Source organism: Clostridium sp. AM29-11AC, assembly GCF_003480545.1.
In the GTDB taxonomy this organism is placed as follows: Bacteria; Bacillota; Clostridia; order Lachnospirales; family Lachnospiraceae; genus Otoolea; species Otoolea saccharolyticum_A.
In genome coordinates, this window is sequence record NZ_QUJI01000018.1 from 31,080 (window position 1) to 48,281 (window position 17,202).

13 protein-coding genes are annotated in these 17,202 nt (G+C 51.4%); all 13 read right to left on the reverse strand.

The genetic code is table 11. The annotated features are described in order from the left end of the window. Positions 1-243: 243 nt before the first annotated feature. The 13 genes from DW757_RS12865 to DW757_RS12930 all read right to left on the reverse strand — a co-directional run bounded on the left by DW757_RS12865 (position 244) and on the right by DW757_RS12930 (position 17,164). Positions 244-1,809 carry a glucosyltransferase domain-containing protein gene (locus DW757_RS12865; protein WP_243033670.1) on the reverse strand — a complete coding sequence of 522 codons (1,566 nt, stop codon included), beginning with the start codon at positions 1,807-1,809 and terminating at the stop codon, positions 244-246. 220 nt (positions 1,810-2,029) lie between these two features. After that, positions 2,030-2,926 carry an HD domain-containing protein gene (locus tag DW757_RS12870; protein ID WP_008399455.1) on the reverse strand — a complete coding sequence of 299 codons (897 nt, stop codon included), beginning with the start codon at positions 2,924-2,926 and terminating at the stop codon, positions 2,030-2,032. A 106-nt stretch (positions 2,927-3,032) separates the two neighbouring features. Then, positions 3,033-4,409, reverse strand: a complete 1,377-nt coding sequence (locus DW757_RS12875; protein WP_118751877.1) for a PhoH family protein — start codon at positions 4,407-4,409, stop codon at positions 3,033-3,035. A gap of 641 nt (positions 4,410-5,050) precedes the next feature. Beyond that, positions 5,051-5,797: a TraX family protein gene (locus DW757_RS12880; protein ID WP_015544962.1), complete on the reverse strand. Its 747-nt coding sequence runs from the start codon at positions 5,795-5,797 to the stop codon at positions 5,051-5,053. Next, on the reverse strand, positions 5,794-9,057 hold the full coding sequence (locus DW757_RS12885; RefSeq protein WP_118751878.1) for a glycosyltransferase: 3,264 nt from the start codon (positions 9,055-9,057) through the stop codon (positions 5,794-5,796). Before DW757_RS12885 ends, DW757_RS12880 begins: the two co-directional genes overlap by 4 nt. Positions 9,058-9,060: 3 nt before the next feature. Continuing rightward, positions 9,061-9,849 carry a class I SAM-dependent methyltransferase gene (locus tag DW757_RS17755; RefSeq protein WP_243033672.1) on the reverse strand — a complete coding sequence of 263 codons (789 nt, stop codon included), beginning with the start codon at positions 9,847-9,849 and terminating at the stop codon, positions 9,061-9,063. 73 nt (positions 9,850-9,922) lie between these two features. After that, positions 9,923-11,320: an ABC transporter ATP-binding protein gene (locus tag DW757_RS12895; RefSeq protein ID WP_015574727.1), complete on the reverse strand. Its 1,398-nt coding sequence runs from the start codon at positions 11,318-11,320 to the stop codon at positions 9,923-9,925. A gap of 296 nt (positions 11,321-11,616) precedes the next feature. Then, a complete protein-coding gene (locus tag DW757_RS12900; RefSeq protein WP_021965443.1) occupies positions 11,617-12,438 on the reverse strand; it encodes a hypothetical protein in 822 nt (273 codons plus the stop codon). Beyond that, the gene (locus tag DW757_RS12905) at positions 12,398-13,000 is read right to left on the reverse strand and encodes an RNA polymerase sigma factor (RefSeq protein ID WP_008399469.1); all 603 of its coding nucleotides are present in this window, start codon (positions 12,998-13,000) and stop codon (positions 12,398-12,400) included. Before DW757_RS12905 ends, DW757_RS12900 begins: the two co-directional genes overlap by 41 nt. Before the next feature lie 160 nt (positions 13,001-13,160). Next, on the reverse strand, positions 13,161-14,519 hold the full coding sequence (locus tag DW757_RS12910) for a replication-associated recombination protein A (RefSeq protein WP_118751881.1): 1,359 nt from the start codon (positions 14,517-14,519) through the stop codon (positions 13,161-13,163). Positions 14,520-14,572: 53 nt separating this feature from the next. Further along, positions 14,573-15,304, reverse strand: a complete 732-nt coding sequence (locus tag DW757_RS12915) for a polysaccharide deacetylase family protein (RefSeq protein ID WP_021965441.1) — start codon at positions 15,302-15,304, stop codon at positions 14,573-14,575. Between the two features lie 324 nt (positions 15,305-15,628). Then, positions 15,629-16,474 carry an undecaprenyl-diphosphate phosphatase gene (locus DW757_RS12925; RefSeq protein WP_118751883.1) on the reverse strand — a complete coding sequence of 282 codons (846 nt, stop codon included), beginning with the start codon at positions 16,472-16,474 and terminating at the stop codon, positions 15,629-15,631. 15 nt (positions 16,475-16,489) lie between these two features. Further along, a complete protein-coding gene (locus DW757_RS12930; protein WP_008399583.1) occupies positions 16,490-17,164 on the reverse strand; it encodes a uracil-DNA glycosylase in 675 nt (224 codons plus the stop codon). Between the last annotated feature and the right edge of the window lie 38 nt (positions 17,165-17,202).

Genomic DNA, 17,202 nt, shown 5'->3' on the forward strand with positions numbered 1-17,202 from the left:
AACGGCACAGCAAACCAACAGGCCCGCAAAAGCGCCTGAAAAGAGCTGGCTGTAATGAAGCTGTCCGCAGAATAAGTACAACAAAATAACCCATCACCGTATGATGAGGACGAAATTCTTTCGTTCATTTTATTGTCCTGTAATCAGCGAACAGACGACATCAAGCCACCTCCCTTTACTTTAAAATCTTTCTGAAGTCTACCACAGAACGGTTAAAAAGTCAAATCTGATAAAATTTTCCTCCTATTCCGACAGCTTGACAATGATCATCCCCTCCTCAAACAGGATGGAACCTTCTGCCGGATAGCAGGGCATGTCCCGGGAAAGCTCTTTAGCGCGGGCATACTGGCTGTCTGTCGGGTAGGAAGCCGGAAGCCCCAGGCTGTTCATCAGGCAGACGATACGAACGCTTCCAATTCTCGTGGTGGGATCTGTCTCAAAAATCGACGCTCCCAGGGCATCCCACTTCAGCCTGTTGGAAGGAGTCTCCACTGCCTTCCTGCCGCCGATGAACACGAAGGGCACCGCTTTCTCGTCAGCCGGATCCCGGACACTCTGTGTCTGGGCGTAGATCTTCTCCGCCAGCATCTGATCCTGAAGAGCCGTCAGATGCATGGCCTCATAATAGCGGTTAGCAGTCTTTGTCTGCTCCAGTCCCGAAAACAGGAAAAATACACAGAGCAGGGCCGTCAGGATTTTCCTGTCTCCCACCAGCTTCACAAGAGCCGCGCTGCAGAACGCCAGAACGAAGGGATAGACCAGCTGAGCCCGGAGAATCTGGGGGCCCCCCACCACAAAGGTCATGAAAAATGTGGAGAGCACCGTGACGGCGGCAGAAAGCAGCAGGAATATCTTTCCCTTCTTCTCAGCCCTCCAGCCTCTAAAGAGACACAGAAGGAAAAACAGCACTGTCACCGGAAGATAAAAGCGGCTGTAGGCCGGCAGCTCATGGGCGAGGACTCTGACCAGATCCTGCCGGATTCCCGCAGCTATGCCGGACAGTTCCATACTGCCCCATCTGGAATAGGTCTGAAACAGCTTTCCCGTCCCTGCCATGTGGCTTAGCAGGGCTGCGGACACCCTGGCCAGAATCAGATATCCCGCAAGTCCGGCTGCAAACATGGCCGCCAGCCGGATACAGACAGAAAACAGCCCCCTGCCGTCCCTTCTTTTTCCCTGATCCTCCAGGTAGTAAAGGACAAAGACGGATGCATTAACTGCAATATAAAACGGAACCAGTACCTGATAGGTGGAAAATCCCCATATCATCAGTCCTGCCGCCGGCACACACCACCATGGGCTTTTTCCAAACCAGGCCCAGGAGAAGGCGCAGAAGGCTGCTGTCACACAGAGCAGAAAGGCAAACGCCACCTCAAAGGCCTGGAATCCGAAATAGAACTGGTGAGGAAATACCGGACTCGTCAGGTAGAGGGCATTGAAGGCATAAAAAAGCAGGCTATTCTTTCCCTGCATCCCCTGGGCCAGGAAAAAATCAAAGGCGAGGCAGGTGAGAATCATGGCTCCCATCATAAACAGAATAAAAAGAAAAGGCGTGTAGCCGTCCATCCTGAAGAGCAGCTTTGTAAACAGAAGGCCGAATCTTCCAAGCCCCACAAAGGTCTTAACAGAATCCCTCCACTCCATGATATAATATTCTGTATCTGTCAGGATATCCTGGCTGTTCATCAGAAGCGCCGTATGGCATACGGCACAAACAAGCACAGTAAAAAGACAGAGCCTGAGGTTCTGTCCCAGCCACTGTCTCAGCTCTCTGCCTGTCTCTCCCGCCTCTTTTATAAACTGCTTCATTTCACACTCTCCATTTCCCCTCATTTGTCAAAAGCCATTATTGCCTATCCTCCGGATATGCTGCCTCCGGCGGAATTTAGCGCCCGGATTTCAGAAGTAAATGCTGAAACCGCTCTGCGGTCATTATACCATTTCCTTCCTCGGGCTACAAGGCGGTTTGGGGAAATGGGGGAAATGGGGGAAATAGGGAGAAACGGGGCAGCGCTGTGCCCCTGCTTCGTCAGCAGACCTTGCTCCCGTTTGCTATCAGCTTAAAGCGGCATCCGAGAACCTCCGCCGCCCGGCGGCACATCAGCATCCGCTGAAGGAAAATTTCAAAATAGTCCATGACGGAGCACATGGAGTCATCCAGCTCCATCTCCATCTGGATCACCTTTTTCTCCTTCTGTATCTCCAGACTGGAGGACAGAACTGCATAATTTACCCTGTCATGGGCATCAAAGGTGGCTTTCACACGGTTTCTGACCCGGTTTCTCCTGACATCCGTCTTGTCCGCGAGAATCAGAGCCGCTGAAATGGGATCCACCGCTGTCCCCGTTTCCTCATCGTGATTTCCAATCGCAGACGCTATCACGGCTGCTTCCTTCAGGGACATGCCCTCCTCCCTCAGTATCTGCCATGCCAGAATGGCGCCGCTATGAGCGTGATCGTGGCGGTTTACACTGTTGCCGATATCGTGCATGAAGCCTGCAATTCTGCTCAGCTCAGCCTCCCTCTCGCTGTAGCCCAGCTTGCTCAGTATCATTCCCGCCGTGCTGGCCGTTTTGACTGCGTGGGCAATGGAGTGTTCCGTATAGCCGAGAGCTCCCAGAACCTCGTTTCCCCTCTCTATCAGGACATTTACCTCCTCATTTTTGCGTATCTGCCGGAAGGTGAGGGGTTCCTCTCTATTCCGCTCCCACACAGCCTCAGCCGGTATTTCACTCTGTCTGCCTTCCCTCAGGTATTCCGGCTTTTCAGCTCTCCTGTCCTTTGTTTTCTCTTTCACTCTATTTTTTATCTTCACATCTGTTTGAAAATTTACCGTTTTTTTCTCCCTTTCTCTCCCGGCATTCTCTGCTGACTTTCCGTTCTTTTCACTTTTCAATTTTTTGTTCTTCTTTTCCTTTTCACTCATTCTACTGCCTTCTTACATCTTTTGTTTGTCGCTCTCCTGCCGTCCGAAAAGCCTGTACTGTCATTCTCCCGTACGGGTTCTGCGCTTTTCACACGGCTTCTAAAATTTAGCCCATTCTCTGAACGGCATCCATGGCAAGCTTTGATCGCTCGCACTCAGAGGCCTTCATGGATACCTGCCAGCAGAGAGGACTTCCCTTCATATGCTCTGACGCATAGCTGAGCCCGTTTGTCCTCTCGTCCAGGAAGGGTCTGTCTATCTGGTTTGGATCCCCGAGAAGAATCACCTTCGTGTCCTTTCCGGCCCTTGTAATGATTCCCTTTGCCTGGCGCGGCGTCATATTCTGGGCCTCGTCAATAATCAGGTATGTTTTCACAATCGAGCGCCCTCTGATAAAATTTAATGCCTCCGCCTGAATCAGCCCTCTCTCAAAAATCTCATCGATTTTCCCCTGAAGCTCTCTCTCATCTTCATACCGGCTCTCCTCGTCTGAATCGATAAGCTGCTCTAAATTGTCCATAATGGGCCTGAGAAGAGGGGAAATCTTCTCCTTCTCATCGCCTGGAAGAAAGCCGATGTCGTCATCAAACTGGGCGTTGGGCCTGCAGATCAGGATTCTCCGGTACTCTCCTGTCGGGTGGTTCAGCAGCTTTTCAAGTCCTACTGCCAGCGCGTAGAAGGTCTTGCTGGTGCCGGCCATCCCCTTGACGATAACGAGAGGAGCTTTTTCTGCCGGCTGCATTAAAGCCTCCTGAAGAAAATACTGCCCCGCATTCCTCGGATTAATTCCATAGGGCCTGCTCTTTTTATATTCCAGCTTCCTGATTTTTTCATTTTCTACCCGCCCCAGCTGCGTTTTGTCAGGGGACATCTCATTGTGGAGAATCACAAACTCGTTCTCAAAAAACTCGAGATTCAGCTTTTTTCCTTCCCCGTCCACTCTGTAAACTTCTTTTAAGGGAATTCCTTTTTTCTTAAATTCCCGAAAGTTTTCCTCTGACACAAAGACGTCCGTCCTGCCTCTGTACTGATCCATATCCTCCCGCACCTGCTCTGAGGTAAAGTCCTCTGCCCTGATTCCGATCATCTGAGCCTTAATCCGGAGAAGAATGTCCTTGGTCACCAGGACGACCTGCCTCTCCTCTGTCTGGGAAAGACCCAGGCAGATCTTCAGAATCCGGTTGTCCATCCGGTCCTCCGGCAGATCCTCCGGGAGCTTCACATCGATGAAATTCTTTTCCACCCGCAGGCTCCCTCCGTTCTCCAGCTCCACTCCCTTTGTCAGATCTCCCGCTCCTCTGAGTCTCTCTAAAAGGCGGATCGCTGCTCTGGCGTTAGCGCCCCGCTCCCCCTCCGCCTTTTTCAGATTGTCCAGCTCCTCCAGAACTGCCAGAGGCAGAACTACCTGATTGTCCTCAAAACACCTCAGGGCATCTGGAGCCTGAATCAGCACATTTGTGTCCAGCACATAGGTTTTAATCATTGAATGACCCTTTCCCGTCACAGCCCTTGTCAAATCCCCTTTCGTCCCTGTCTGCGCTTTGGGGATACATCTGTTATGATGTATGACAAAAGGCTGTTTCCTGCATATTTGTCCTCCGGCTCAGCCGGATGTGTCAACAGCTTACAGTCCGCCTTCTAAGCTTTTTGCCTGCCCTGTTTTTTGTGTTTCCCTGACGCGCTTAATTCCTGATTTTCAGAAAGCCGGCAGAACCACTGTCTTCCCGCAGAGGATACCCCTGCTGCCATAGCCGCTCTGCAGGCAGAAATACTGGAAATTTCAGGGAATTTCTTCAGAAATTCCCTGGTCCTCTGTAAGGACAGCCAAAGGTCTGAACTGTTATCTCAATGGTACCATTCTTTTGTAAACTGCCATGGTTGGATTCTCGAAATCCAGGTAAAAAATAAGTAATTTTCTGTATGCAGACTCCTTAGCGCCATTCCCCTGAGAGTATCTTCCCTGTGCAGGCCCTCTGTTCTTTTTCAGCAGAAAACAAAAGCTTTAAAAACAATAGCTTTAAAAGACAAAAGGCAGATAAGCATTCCGCTTATCTGCCCTCAGACTTTCATTAAGATCAATCTTCTGCAAATCTTCTAGCCGGCACATTATTTTCAGCCGCCATATCATACTCCCGCCGCTGTCCTCACAATCCCGATGAGAAGCAGGTGAGCCGGATAGTAAATATAAAAGAACCATTTTCCCCATGTCCTGCTGCCCTTTCCTGAATTCTCTTTTCCATTGTAGAGAAACAGGATTGTGAGGCAGGCTGCCGCAGGGGCGACGGCACTGCAGACAGCCCTGAGCAGAGCCTGTGCTGCCCCGTAGACTGTGCCGCAGGTACTCACAAAGGTGAAAATCAGATACAAAATCACCACAAATCCGCAGGCCTTTTTCCTCTCCTCCCAGTCTGTTCCTGCATTGTAGAACAGGAGTGTAAAGACAGGAGCCAGAAACGGCCAGTCACAAAAACTGCTGAGAAATACTACCAGAAGCCCAGGTACCAGCCTTTTTCCGGCAAAGCGCTCATCTGTCCTGATAATTAACAGCAGAAAGCACAGAAACAGAGTAAACATCATATTCAGAACAGGGTATCCGAAGGCCATAAAAAACGGGATCTGTGAAATAAAGCCAAACAGCAGGAGCCTTAAACCGTACCGTCTTTTAGAGCTTGTGTACCGGAATCCCTCTGCCAGAAAAAAGCACATGACGATGGCCGTAAAGTAGCCGATATCCTGCATAACTGTCTTCACAAGGCCATCGGGGAGCAGCCCTGTCCCGATGTGGTTCACTGTCATGGCAGCTATGGCAATGTACTTGATCTGCTCTCTTGTAAGTCCTGTACCTCCTGCTTCTGATCGTTCTGCCGTCATCCTTCAAAGTCCTCCCTGATAACCTCCCAGGCTGCGTCAATGCTGAAATGGTTTTTAATATAATCCTGTGTCTTTTCTGCCATCTCCCGGAGCTTTTCTGTATCGTCGTAGAGCCTGACAACTGTGTCCGCAAAATCTTCCGGCTGATCCCTGACCTCGAGAACCTCCTCGACGCCGGGGATTCCCTCGCTTCCCACTGAGGTTGTGACAATCGGCGCACCGTTGTAGATGGCCTCCACCACCTTGCCCTTGACGCCGGCGCCGTAGCGCAGCGGAACCACCACCAGGCGGCAGTTCCGATAAAGCTCAGAAAGCTCCTCCTCGCTGACGAATCCTTTTACGATAATTCCGTTTCCCGGCTGTTCCAGGGCCTTGATTTCCTCTGTCACCTTAGAACCGACCACATAGAAATTAACCTTAAGCCTTGCCCTGATAAGCGGGAATACTTCCTTCGCAAACCACAGCACTGCATCTGCATTCGGCGGGTGGGCGAAGCCTCCCACAAACAGAAGCCCCTCCCTCTTCTCAAAGTCCAGATTCAGGCTGTCTAAAAATTCTTCATAGACGTAGGCTGTGATGGCCTTCGCGTTCACCGTATCGTCAACCTCATGGATTGCCTCTATCTCCACCTCAGAAGGGTAATAGGAAACCGCAGCCTTGCGCATCAGTGTAAACTCAATGGATTTCCAGTAATCAGACTCCCTCTTCTTTGCCGGATCCCCTGTCAGCTCAAACTCCCTGAACTCTCTCAGGAAGTGGAGATCATGGCCGTAGAAGATAATCTTCATATCTGTGTGTTCTGCAATATAATCCACATACTTGGTGGCAATGTGGGGCCTGTTTAAATAAGCCGCTCTGATCTCGCTGCCGTTCTTATCCAGCCAGTCCCAGATCCCTGTCACATACTCCGGGCCGTAGAGGATCTCGATTCCCATCTGCTGAAGGATGGTGGAATAGGGCTCCTCGTGGAGATAGTTGTCTCCCAGGAACTTCACCACATACCCTTTCTTAAGGAACATTTTCAGGTACTGGAAGGTGGTCTTGGATCCCGCATCCCTGTCAAAGGTAGGCACATAGTGGTCCACCACCAGAATGATTTTCTTTCCCTGGCTGCGCTCTCTGGCCCGGAACGGATTGGGATTTCCCGTGTTGACGCACTGCTTTTTCAGCTCATCCTTCCACTTTTCTTTGAGCTTTTCGCTGTTCTCTACCTGATATCGCTTTAAACCGCTTCCATTGACGTCGGTTCCATTGGAAATTCCCTCAAAATGGATCACCTTGGAGAGAGGCTGGTAAACCACCCGGTAGCCTGCCTTTCTCACCTCAAAGGCCAGATCCGAGTCCTCACAGTAGGCAGGCGCAAACCGCTCGTCAAAGCCTCCAATCTGTTTCCAGAGCTTTGTGGAGAGCAGGATGGCCGCCCCTGAGATGTAGTCCACATCCTTCACATAGTTGTACTCTGCCTTGTCCGGGTCGTCCAGCCGTCCGTAATTCCATCCGGAGCCGTCGCTCCAGATAATGCCTCCGGCTTCCTGAAGCCTTCCGTCCGGGTAAACCAGCTTGGAACCCACCATTCCGATGGTTTCATCCGACTCGATTAGGTTTACCAGGGAGCTGAGCCAGCCCTCCGTCACCTGGGTATCATTGTTCAGAAACATAATATACTCACCCCTGGCCGCCTTTGCCGCCTGGTTGCAGTTTCTTAAAAAGCCCTGGTTCGTCTTGTTCCGGCAGATCACGATATTCTCCGCAAACTCAGACAGGTGCTCTGTGGCGTCTGCAGACACATCGTCGGCAATGATTACCTCATAGCTCACATCCTTCGTGTGTTCTAAAATAGAAACCAGACACAGGTAGGTATAGTGAATCTGATTGTATACCGGAATCACGATGGACACCTTCGGATGCTCCGTTCTGGGGAAAACTACCTTTCCGTGGGCCAGATACTCGTCACCGATCTCAAAATGGCCTTTGATCCGGTTCTTTCCCTCCGCAGTCGTATACATCCTGAAATATCTGGCCGGGTGGAGGATGGTATTTTTCACATATCCCAGCTTCTTGCGCTTCACCGTTCCCTTTGGCACTGCCCTGTTAAAGGCCTGGCCAAGCTTCCTCTTCACCTTAAAGATCATAGCCTCGTGTCTGTTTAAGTAGGTCAGAGTCTTTCCCATCTCTCCCACTTCCCGGCGCAGATCTCCGATGATCACTTCCAGATTCGCCACATGGTTGTTGGTCAGCCGCTGAACCTCCTGGCCCTTTCTGAGGGCGATTTCTTTTTCGGAAAGCTCTGCCTTCAGCTGCTCAATCCTGTCCTTGGCCTGGTAAAACTCCTTAGCCATCTGCCTTAAATCCTTCACGGGTTTCGTGGAAACATAGTAGTTTTCCAGGAAAATTTCCTGATTTTCCCCGTGGACATAGAATTGGAAAGAGTGTTCCATTCTCTCGTAAACAGAAATCATGGACGGGGTAATGGAAAATTCCGATAAAAACCGTTCTCTGTCCCCAAACAGCTCCTGCAGCTCTTCCCTGCAGGAATCATAGAAATAAAACAGCGCTCTGTACCGAAGGAAGCTCTCCGGCACAGGAAAGGAAAATACCCATTCATAGTCGAGGGCCAGCGGTACTTCCTCCTGGCTTATCAGGGACGTAGGCTGTCCTGCCTCTTCTTCTTTTCCCTTCCCTCTCTCTGTACAGAGCATGACATTTTCAAAGAGGGCATCCACATTCGATGTTCGAAAGGCCAGGCTTCCCTTCTCAAAATCCAGGTCGGAAAGCTCCGCTTCCTGCTTTCCTTCACCGGCTTTATCTGCCTGCGCCCTGCCAAACACCTCCAGAAATTCAGGTGTCACCGCAAAGGGGCTGATAAACTCCGGCCGGCAGGAGACGGCGACGTGAAGTGCTTCCTCCACGGCTGAGATGACATCCTTTTTTCTGCTGTCCTCCTCGCTGCCTGACTCCCCTCTCTGAGCAATTTCAGAAATTCTCTCCTTCAGGCGCTCTGCCAGAGTCACTCCCGTCAGAAATTCAAATCTCGCCGTCCTTCCTCCGTCCCTCAGCTCTGGTTTCAGGTAGGAGAGCACGCCGCTCTCTTCTGAGAGCAGGCGGTATTTTTCTTCAAAGGAACGGATGTGCGCCTCCCCTTCGGGGCAGAGGGCAGTCTTATCTACCGCCCGCTTCCCATCCTCTGAGAGAATGGCCGTCTTGATCTGGAAGGTCTCCCGCCTCGTCCTGTTGTATTTTACATAAGTGGTTTCTGCCATGGTTTACTCTCCTTTTTCCCAGATGATGAGGAAGGAATCTGCAAAATTTTCAAACTGTCCATCCTCGCAGGCCGCCTCAAAATCTGCTCCCACGTCCGTGAAAGGGTACTCCGGGAAGTCATACAGGGGATGCATTCCTGCAAGCTCTCCCCTCGCCGGCAGACAGCGGTCCGAATAGATCACAGAAGGCACCCTGTAATCCGGCATGGGATAGTAAAATTCACAGCCAGGGAACAGTCCCGCAAGCTGTCCTCTCATGACGCTCACCGAATCTCTTGGGGCTCCGGCAAAATATTTCAGGCCAAAGCGGTTGCAGGCCGCAAGGAGCAGTGTTCCCCCCGGCTTTAAGAGGGATTTTAAAAGCTCTGCCCACTCACTGACCGGCTCTCTAAGGCTTCCGGCACAGACCACATAGTCATATCGCTTCCCTGCGGCCGCGATCTTCTCAAGGGGCTCACTGGTGAGAGAAAGGGCGCAGGAGGCGGAAGGCTGTTCTGCCTCCTTTTTTACCTCCGGGAACCGGGCTCTCACCACATCCAGGCTTTCCTCTGACTCATCCCACACCTCCACATGGTTCACCCGCTGCCTGAAAAGGCCTGTCAGGGCTCCGAAATCGGCGCCTACCTGAAGAAGTGATGCGTCCCTGCGAAACTCATACCACTCGAGCAGGTTTTCTCTGAGTGGGGAAAGAGCCATGAAATATTCCAGGTTCACATGGGCCCTCAGAGCACTCCTGTAATCATTTCCATATTTATCTATCAGAGAAATAACCTTCTGATTCAGATCTTTCATAGTGATTTTTTGTTCTCCTTTTCTCTGCATTTCTCTGCATTCATCCGGCCACCCTCAGGCTATGGCTGACGTTTTATGCATCCGCGTTTGCCGGCGTGAGCTTTGTCTCCACCTGGGACTCCATATCATAGACACCCACCGTGTTCTTGTTGGAGATAACCGTAATATTGGCCACATCGTAAAGGCGGTGATACACCACATGCTCGCCGTTCTCAAAGCCGGTACAGCTCATGGAGAGCAGGTACTCCCCGCCCTGCAGCGTCATCTTCTGCCTGAAGGAGACCTCATAGACATCTCCCCGCTTCACAGGCTTTATGTCCGTCCCCTCAAACATGGTGTTGGTTCCCGTCAGATCCGTACCCTTTTTATCTTTGATAGTGTAAGTGAAAATCGGCGCCTGGATCTCTGTGCTGAAACGGATTTTCTCCTTGATCGTAAACATCTCGCCCTTTAGCAGCAGGTTTGTCAGATTCCCCCTCTCGTCGAACAGGCCCAGATCTACAATCTCCGCGCGGCCGTCGCCGTACTCGGTACGGTTTGCATTAATTGTGATCTTATCCTTCATCAGTCCCTTCTGATGCTGCTCTGAGCCGTCTTCTTCCTTCTGCCCGGCTGTGTCTGTGCTGCTCACCGCGCTGTCTCCGGAGAAATCGTTCATCTGTGACAGCTCCTCATTCAGGGAATCCAGCTGGCCTGCCAGAATCTTCTTGTAGAGATCCACCATCTTTCCGGCCGGGCCCTCAGCTACGAACTCACCGCGGTTTAACAGCACTACCTTGTCGCAGTACTTGATCACGCTTCCCATATCGTGGGTTACCATGACAATGGTGGTTCCGCTCTTTCTCAGCTCGTCCATACGGCGGTAACATTTAGACTGGAAGAACACGTCTCCTACGGACAGAGCCTCATCTACGATCAGGATCTCCGGTTCCACATTGATGGACAGGGCAAAGGCCAGGCGGACAAACATACCGCTCGAGTAGGTCTTGACCGGCTGGTAGACAAAGTCTCCGATGTCTGCAAACTCCAGTATGTCCGGGAGCTTTTCATCCATCTCCTTCTTGGAAAAGCCCATCATGGTTCCGTTCATGTAAATGTTCTCAATTCCTGTATAATCCTGGTTAAAGCCGGCTCCCAGCTCCAGAAGGGCCGATATCTTTCCGTCCACCATGACTTCGCCGGAGGTGGGGGTAAGTACCCCAGTGATAATCTTCAGGATCGTGGATTTTCCTGAACCGTTGGTTCCGATAATCCCCACCGTCTCCCCCTTTTTCACGTCAAAAGAAAGATTCTGAAGGGCATAGAAATCCTTATGGTAGTTTTTATGGGTAACGCTTAAGGATTCCTTGAGCCTGTCAATGGGCTTGTCATACAGACGGTAGATCTTTGTCACATTCTTGACGGAAATTGCATTGGCTCCTGCTTCAGTATGTGTATTCAATGGAAGGTTCCTTTCTGTTCTGTCTTTCATTTTTATACGGTTTATCTCTCCTGTGGATCGGGCAGGTGGAATAAACCCCTGTCTGCTTCCTTCAGCCTGCAGAACTGTCTGCCCTGTCCCAGAGTCGGTTCCTGCCCGGAGCTGTCCCGCAGGCAAAAAAGCACATTTTGTTTTAGTATATCATACTTTCTGTTATTTTACAGCCCCTTTCACATGTTTGGATTCACTTGCAAAAACAGTGAGAGGCCGGATAAATGCCCCTCACTGTTTTCTGTTCCCGGCTGGATTTTCAAATCTGTCTGGATCTCTCCTTCCAGTTCTTTCATCTACTTTCCTTCTATGATCTCTTCCGCCATAGAAAACATCTCCTCAGCCCCGGCGGTGCCTGTGATGTCCACCAGACTGTACGCCTGATCCTCTGTCCTCCACTCCATGGAGTGAACCTCCTGCACCTTCACCTCGTCAGAACCATAGGAAATGCCGAAGTTCGGATTCTCCATATCCTTTTTGTCCTGCTCCGTCAGCTCATAGTCCGGCGGCACAACCTTCATCGTAGTTTCCAGATAGCTTACAGAGACTCCTCCAATCTCGCGCACCTCCTTGGCCTCGGGCATTCCCTCTGACGATTCTTCCATCCCCTTAAGCTTCGGTGTGACAGAAGCCAGAATTTCATTTCCATCCTTCTCGTAGCTCACAAAGATATCGGTGTACTCGGTTCCCGGGATCGGGTTTCCGTCTGCATCCACAGCAGCCCCGTCTCCCGTGTTCACATACTGGAACTGATAGCCGTTTGAAAAGCTCTCCGGCATTCCCGTCTCAAGCCCTGTCTTTTTCTCTGCATCCGCCAGCCCGCTGTACTCCCTCACCTCTGTCAGATGGCTGCTGCCGACCATGGAGCCTGCCATTTTTCCTGCTGCAATACAGGTAATGCTTCCTATCATCATAACCGCCGCTGCCGCCAAAACCAGTTTTCTCTTTTTGAATCTCATATCTGAACCCTTTCTTTCTGAATGCTCTTCATTCTCCCTCATGCTGTCAATCACGGCAAGCTCCCTGTCAATCCGGTCTTTCAGGCTGTCAGGGGCTGTCATTTTTCCCGCTTCCCTCTCAAAAAACTCCTTTAACCTTCCGTCCGTTTCCCTGTTCACAGACAACTCCCTCCTTTCCCGGCTCACTCATAAGCTCTGCCCTGATTTTTCTTCGCGCCGTAAACAGCCTTGATTTCACCGTTCCCTCCAGGCAGCCCATGATGCGGGCAATCGTCCTGGTGGAAAATTCGTTGAAATAGTAGAGAATCAGCACCGTTCTGTGTTTTTCATCCAGACGGTCCACCGCGTCCCTGATCCTCTGGCGTTCTTCCTCCTTAAGAAGACGTTCGGGAGTCAGATCGGTCTGTATATCTGAGGATGCGTCTGCGTGAGTCAGTATCTCGCTGTCGGGAAATTCCCGCCTTCTGCCCTCTGACTGTTTCCAGGCCGTCCTTGTGAGAATCCTGTAAAACCAGCTCTTGAAGCCTCCTGCATCTTTAAGCTGTCCGATATTCACATATACCTTGACAAAGGTATCCTGGACAATATCCTCCGCATCCGCCCGGTTTCCGGCCAGAAACCATGCGGTTCGGAAGGCCTGATCCTTATAAAGTTCATACAGCGCGTCAAACGCCTCCCTATCTCCGGCCGCAAACCGTTCTACAAGTTCTGTTTCTCTCAAGTCCTCTGCTCTCCTTCCCGTTTTGGTGCACCTGTCTATAAGAGCATTCTGCAGGCAGGCTGGTTCATTTTCCTGCATTTATTTTTCCCCTTTGGCGTTATCAGAGCGTGGAGTAAAAAAAGCCGCCCTCATTTCAGAAGGCAGCTGCTTTTCCTTTTATTTATTCTTTCCCTTTTGTGTCCGTCTCGCTTTCCTCCCCGGACAGGCTCCTCAGGAAGGCAAGCCTTTCCCCTATCTGCTTTTCATATCCGTTTTCTGAGGGCTCATAGAATACAGCGTCCTCCATTCCATCCGGAAGATACTGCTGCTTCACATAGTGATAGGGGTAATCATGGGCATACTTATAATCAAGCCCCCGTCCCAGAGCGGCGGCACCGCTGTAGTGGCGGTCCTGAAGATGCACAGGAACCGGGCCCAGAGGTCTTGTCTTAACTGCGTTCATGGCAGCTTCTATGGCCTTGACTGCCGAATTGCTTTTGGGGGCGCTGGCCACATAGGTTGCGGCATTGGCGAGAATAATCTGCGCCTCCGGCATTCCAACCCGCTCCACCGCCAGGGATGCGCTGACAGCCACACAGAGAGCCTGGGGATCTGCATTTCCCACGTCCTCTGAGGCGCAGATCATAATTCTCCTGGCAATAAACTTGATATCCTCCCCCGCGTAGAGCATTCTGGCCAGATAATAGACTGCAGCGTCCGGATCCGAGCCTCTCATACTCTTGATAAAGGCAGATATCGTATCATAGTGGTTGTCTCCCCCCTTGTCGTAGCGCACAGCCCGCTTCTGGATGCACTCCTGGGCCACGGCCAGGTCAATGTGGATGAGCCCGTCCTCCCTGCGCTCTGTGGTAAGGACGCCCAGCTCCACCGCATTCAGGGCAGCCCTCGCATCCCCGTTTGCCGCCTCTGCCAGAAATTCCTCAGCCTCCTGTTCCAGAACTGCCCGGTACATTCCCATCCCCTTTTCAGGATCCGTCACAGCCCGCCTCATCAGCTCTATGATATCTCCCTTTTCAAGAGGTTTCAGCTCAAAGATCCTGGATCGGGAAATCAAAGCTCCGTTCACCTCAAAATAAGGATTTTCCGTGGTTGCGCCGATGAGAATAAGGGTTCCGTCCTCCACAAAGGGCAGAAGATAGTCCTGCTGGCTCTTGTTGAAACGGTGAATCTCATCCACAAAAAGGATCGTCTTCTGCCCGTACATTCCAAGAGCGTCTTTGGCCTCCTTTACCGCCTCCTCCATGTCCTTTTTTCCGGCTGTGGTGGCATTAATCTGGGTGAAGCGGGCGCTGGTGGTATTGGCAATCACTCTCGCAAGCGTTGTCTTTCCAGTTCCCGGCGGCCCGTAAAAAATCACTGAGCCCAGCTTATCTGCCTTGATCGCCCGATACAGCAGCTTGTCCTTCCCGATTATGTGCTTCTGCCCCACCACCTCGTCCAGGGTGGACGGGCGCAGGCGGGAGGCCAGAGGCGCCTCCTTCTCCATCGTACTGCTCCTCATATAGTCAAATAAATCCATCGCGGTTTTCTCCCCTTCACCTGCTCACTGATAGGCGGCTCCCAGGAGCTTCTCTATTCTATCAGCAGCTCGTCTACTGTAACAAAAGTATAGCCCTGCTCCTTCAATGTGTCAATGGCCGCAAGGGCTGCCTTCACGGTGGAGGGAAACGTGTCATGCATCAGCACAATCTGGTGCTTTCCCGCCTGTCTTTCAATTTTCCCAAGGACGGCTGCGCTGTTCTGACTCTTCCAGTCCAGGGTATCAATATCCCAGAACACAGGAGTCATCTGAACCTCCTCCTCCAGTTCCTCATTCCACGCCCCGTATGGAGGTCTTATATAAGCCGGCTTTGTCCCTGTAATCTCCTCAATCATCTCGTTTGTCTTCTCAATCTGGCTGACTGCGCTCTCCATACTCTCCCGGGTCAGATCCACGTGGCTGTAGCAGTGGGTCCCGATGAGATGGCCTTCCTCCTTCATCCTCTGAATCAGTCTCTCGTTGCCGGGAATATTTTCTCCCATCAGAAAAAAGGATGCCTTCACCCCTCTGTCTTTCAGCCCGTCCAGCAGCTCCTCCGTACAGGACGAGTGGGGGCCGTCATCAAAGGTGAGAGCCAGAAACGGGCTTTTCTGGTTTGGATCAATGGCAGGTCCATTCTCCCGCTCCGAAGCGGGGACAGCAGAAATCTCTCCCCTTTCTCCCCCTCCCGCTTCCCAGACCACTCTCCCCAGATTGGCCGCCAGCAGAATATCTGCAAGCAGGACAGCCGCCAGTACCCCTGCCTGTAATCTCAGTTTCTTCAACTCCTGTCCCTCCTTACTGCCGTAAAGTTCCCTTGTCTAAATATACGGTTCTCCCTTCCCAGATATACATGCCCCCGCCAGCGTTTTCCGATGCCAGAACAAAGCGGCGGGTCGCAAAAGCGACATTTTCCTCTCCAACCCAGTGCGATCCCCGCGGAGCGTTTTTATATACCAGGGAACAGAGTTTCCTGGTATATAAAAACGCAGGCTCTGTCTCCCTGCCCAGAAATCCATTCTGGACAGGGAGACAGAGCCTGCGCCCTTCTTTTTCGCACACAGTTTTCTCTGTCCTGCTTTTTTTCTGTTTCTCTCCCCAAAGGATCTCTAAGCAGCCACAAGTGCAGAGATTCCGAAATAGGAAAGCACAATGATTCCCAGCACGATTCTGTAATATCCGAAGAACTTGAAATCATGCTGCTTTACATACTCCATCAGGAATTTAATGGAGTAGACAGAGACGCCGAAGGCCACTGCCATTCCAAAGAGCAGGTAGAACACCTCATATGCCTGGAAGGTCATTCCGTCAACAAATATAAATTTGATAATCTTTAAGAAGCTGGCGCCAAACATGACAGGGATTCCCAGGAAAAAGGAAAACTCTGCCGCAGCCCCCCTTGAGCACCCTAACAGCATGGCCCCTAGGATTGTCGCTCCGGAACGGGAGGTTCCGGGAACCATGGCAAGAACCTGAAACAGTCCTATGCAGGCAGCCGTCCGGAAGGAAATCTGTGTCACCCTCTGAATTCTGAACTGCACGCCCCGGTTCCTGTTTTCCAGCAGAATAAAGAAAACGCCGTAGAGAATCAGCATGGCCGACACCACATAGCCGTTCATAAGCTTATCTAACAGGTTGTCAAAGGGAATTCCGATGATCGCTGCGGGAATACAGGCCACCACTATCTTCATCCAGAGGCGGATGGTCGCCCGCTTCTGGTTTTCTGTCTTTCGCGGTGAGAAGGGATTCAGTCTGTGGAAATACAGCACCACCACAGCCAGAATCGCACCCAGCTGAATCACCACCATAAACACTTCTTTGAATGCCTGGCTTACGTCCAGGTGAATAATCTCATCCACCAGAATCATATGGCCTGTGCTGCTGATGGGAAGCCATTCCGTAAAGCCCTCCACAATTCCCAGTACAAGCACTTTTAAAATCTCAAAAAAACTCATACCATTTCCTCTCTGCTAAATATTTTCGATCTGCCAGTCAATGGGCTCAATTCCGTTTTCCTTCAGATATTCGTTGGTGCGGCTGAAGGGCCTGCTTCCGAAAAATCCTCTGAATGCGGAGAGCGGGCTGGGATGGGGTGCTTCCAGAATCAGGTGTTTCGGGTTGGTCAGCATCGGCTTCTTCATCTGCGCCGGTCTTCCCCACAGGATAAACACCATCGGGCGATCCTGCTCGTTCAGTGCCCGGATCGCCGCGTCTGTAAACTCTTCCCAGCCGATTCCCCTGTGGGAATTGGCCTGATGGGCGCGCACAGTGAGAACCGTATTCAGAAGCATGACTCCCTGATCCGCCCACTTCTTTAAATATCCATTGTTGGGGATATAGCAGCCCAGATCGTCGTGAAGCTCCTGATAGATATTCACCAGGGAGGGCGGCGTCTCCACTCCCGGCTTTACGGAGAAGCACAGCCCGTGGGCCTGGCCGCGGCCGTGATAGGGATCCTGCCCCAGAATGACCACCTTCACCCTGGAAAGAGGTGTAAACGCAAAGGCGTTAAAAATATCATCGGCATCCGGATAAATCACCCTTGTTTCATATTCGTGCTTCACTGTCTCATACAGCTTTTTATAGTAAGGCTTCCTAAACTCCGCACTGAGCGGCGCAAGCCAGTCATTGCTGATCGCTCCCATTCAAGCTTCCTCTCTTTCGTCTGCGCCGTGCCTTCCCA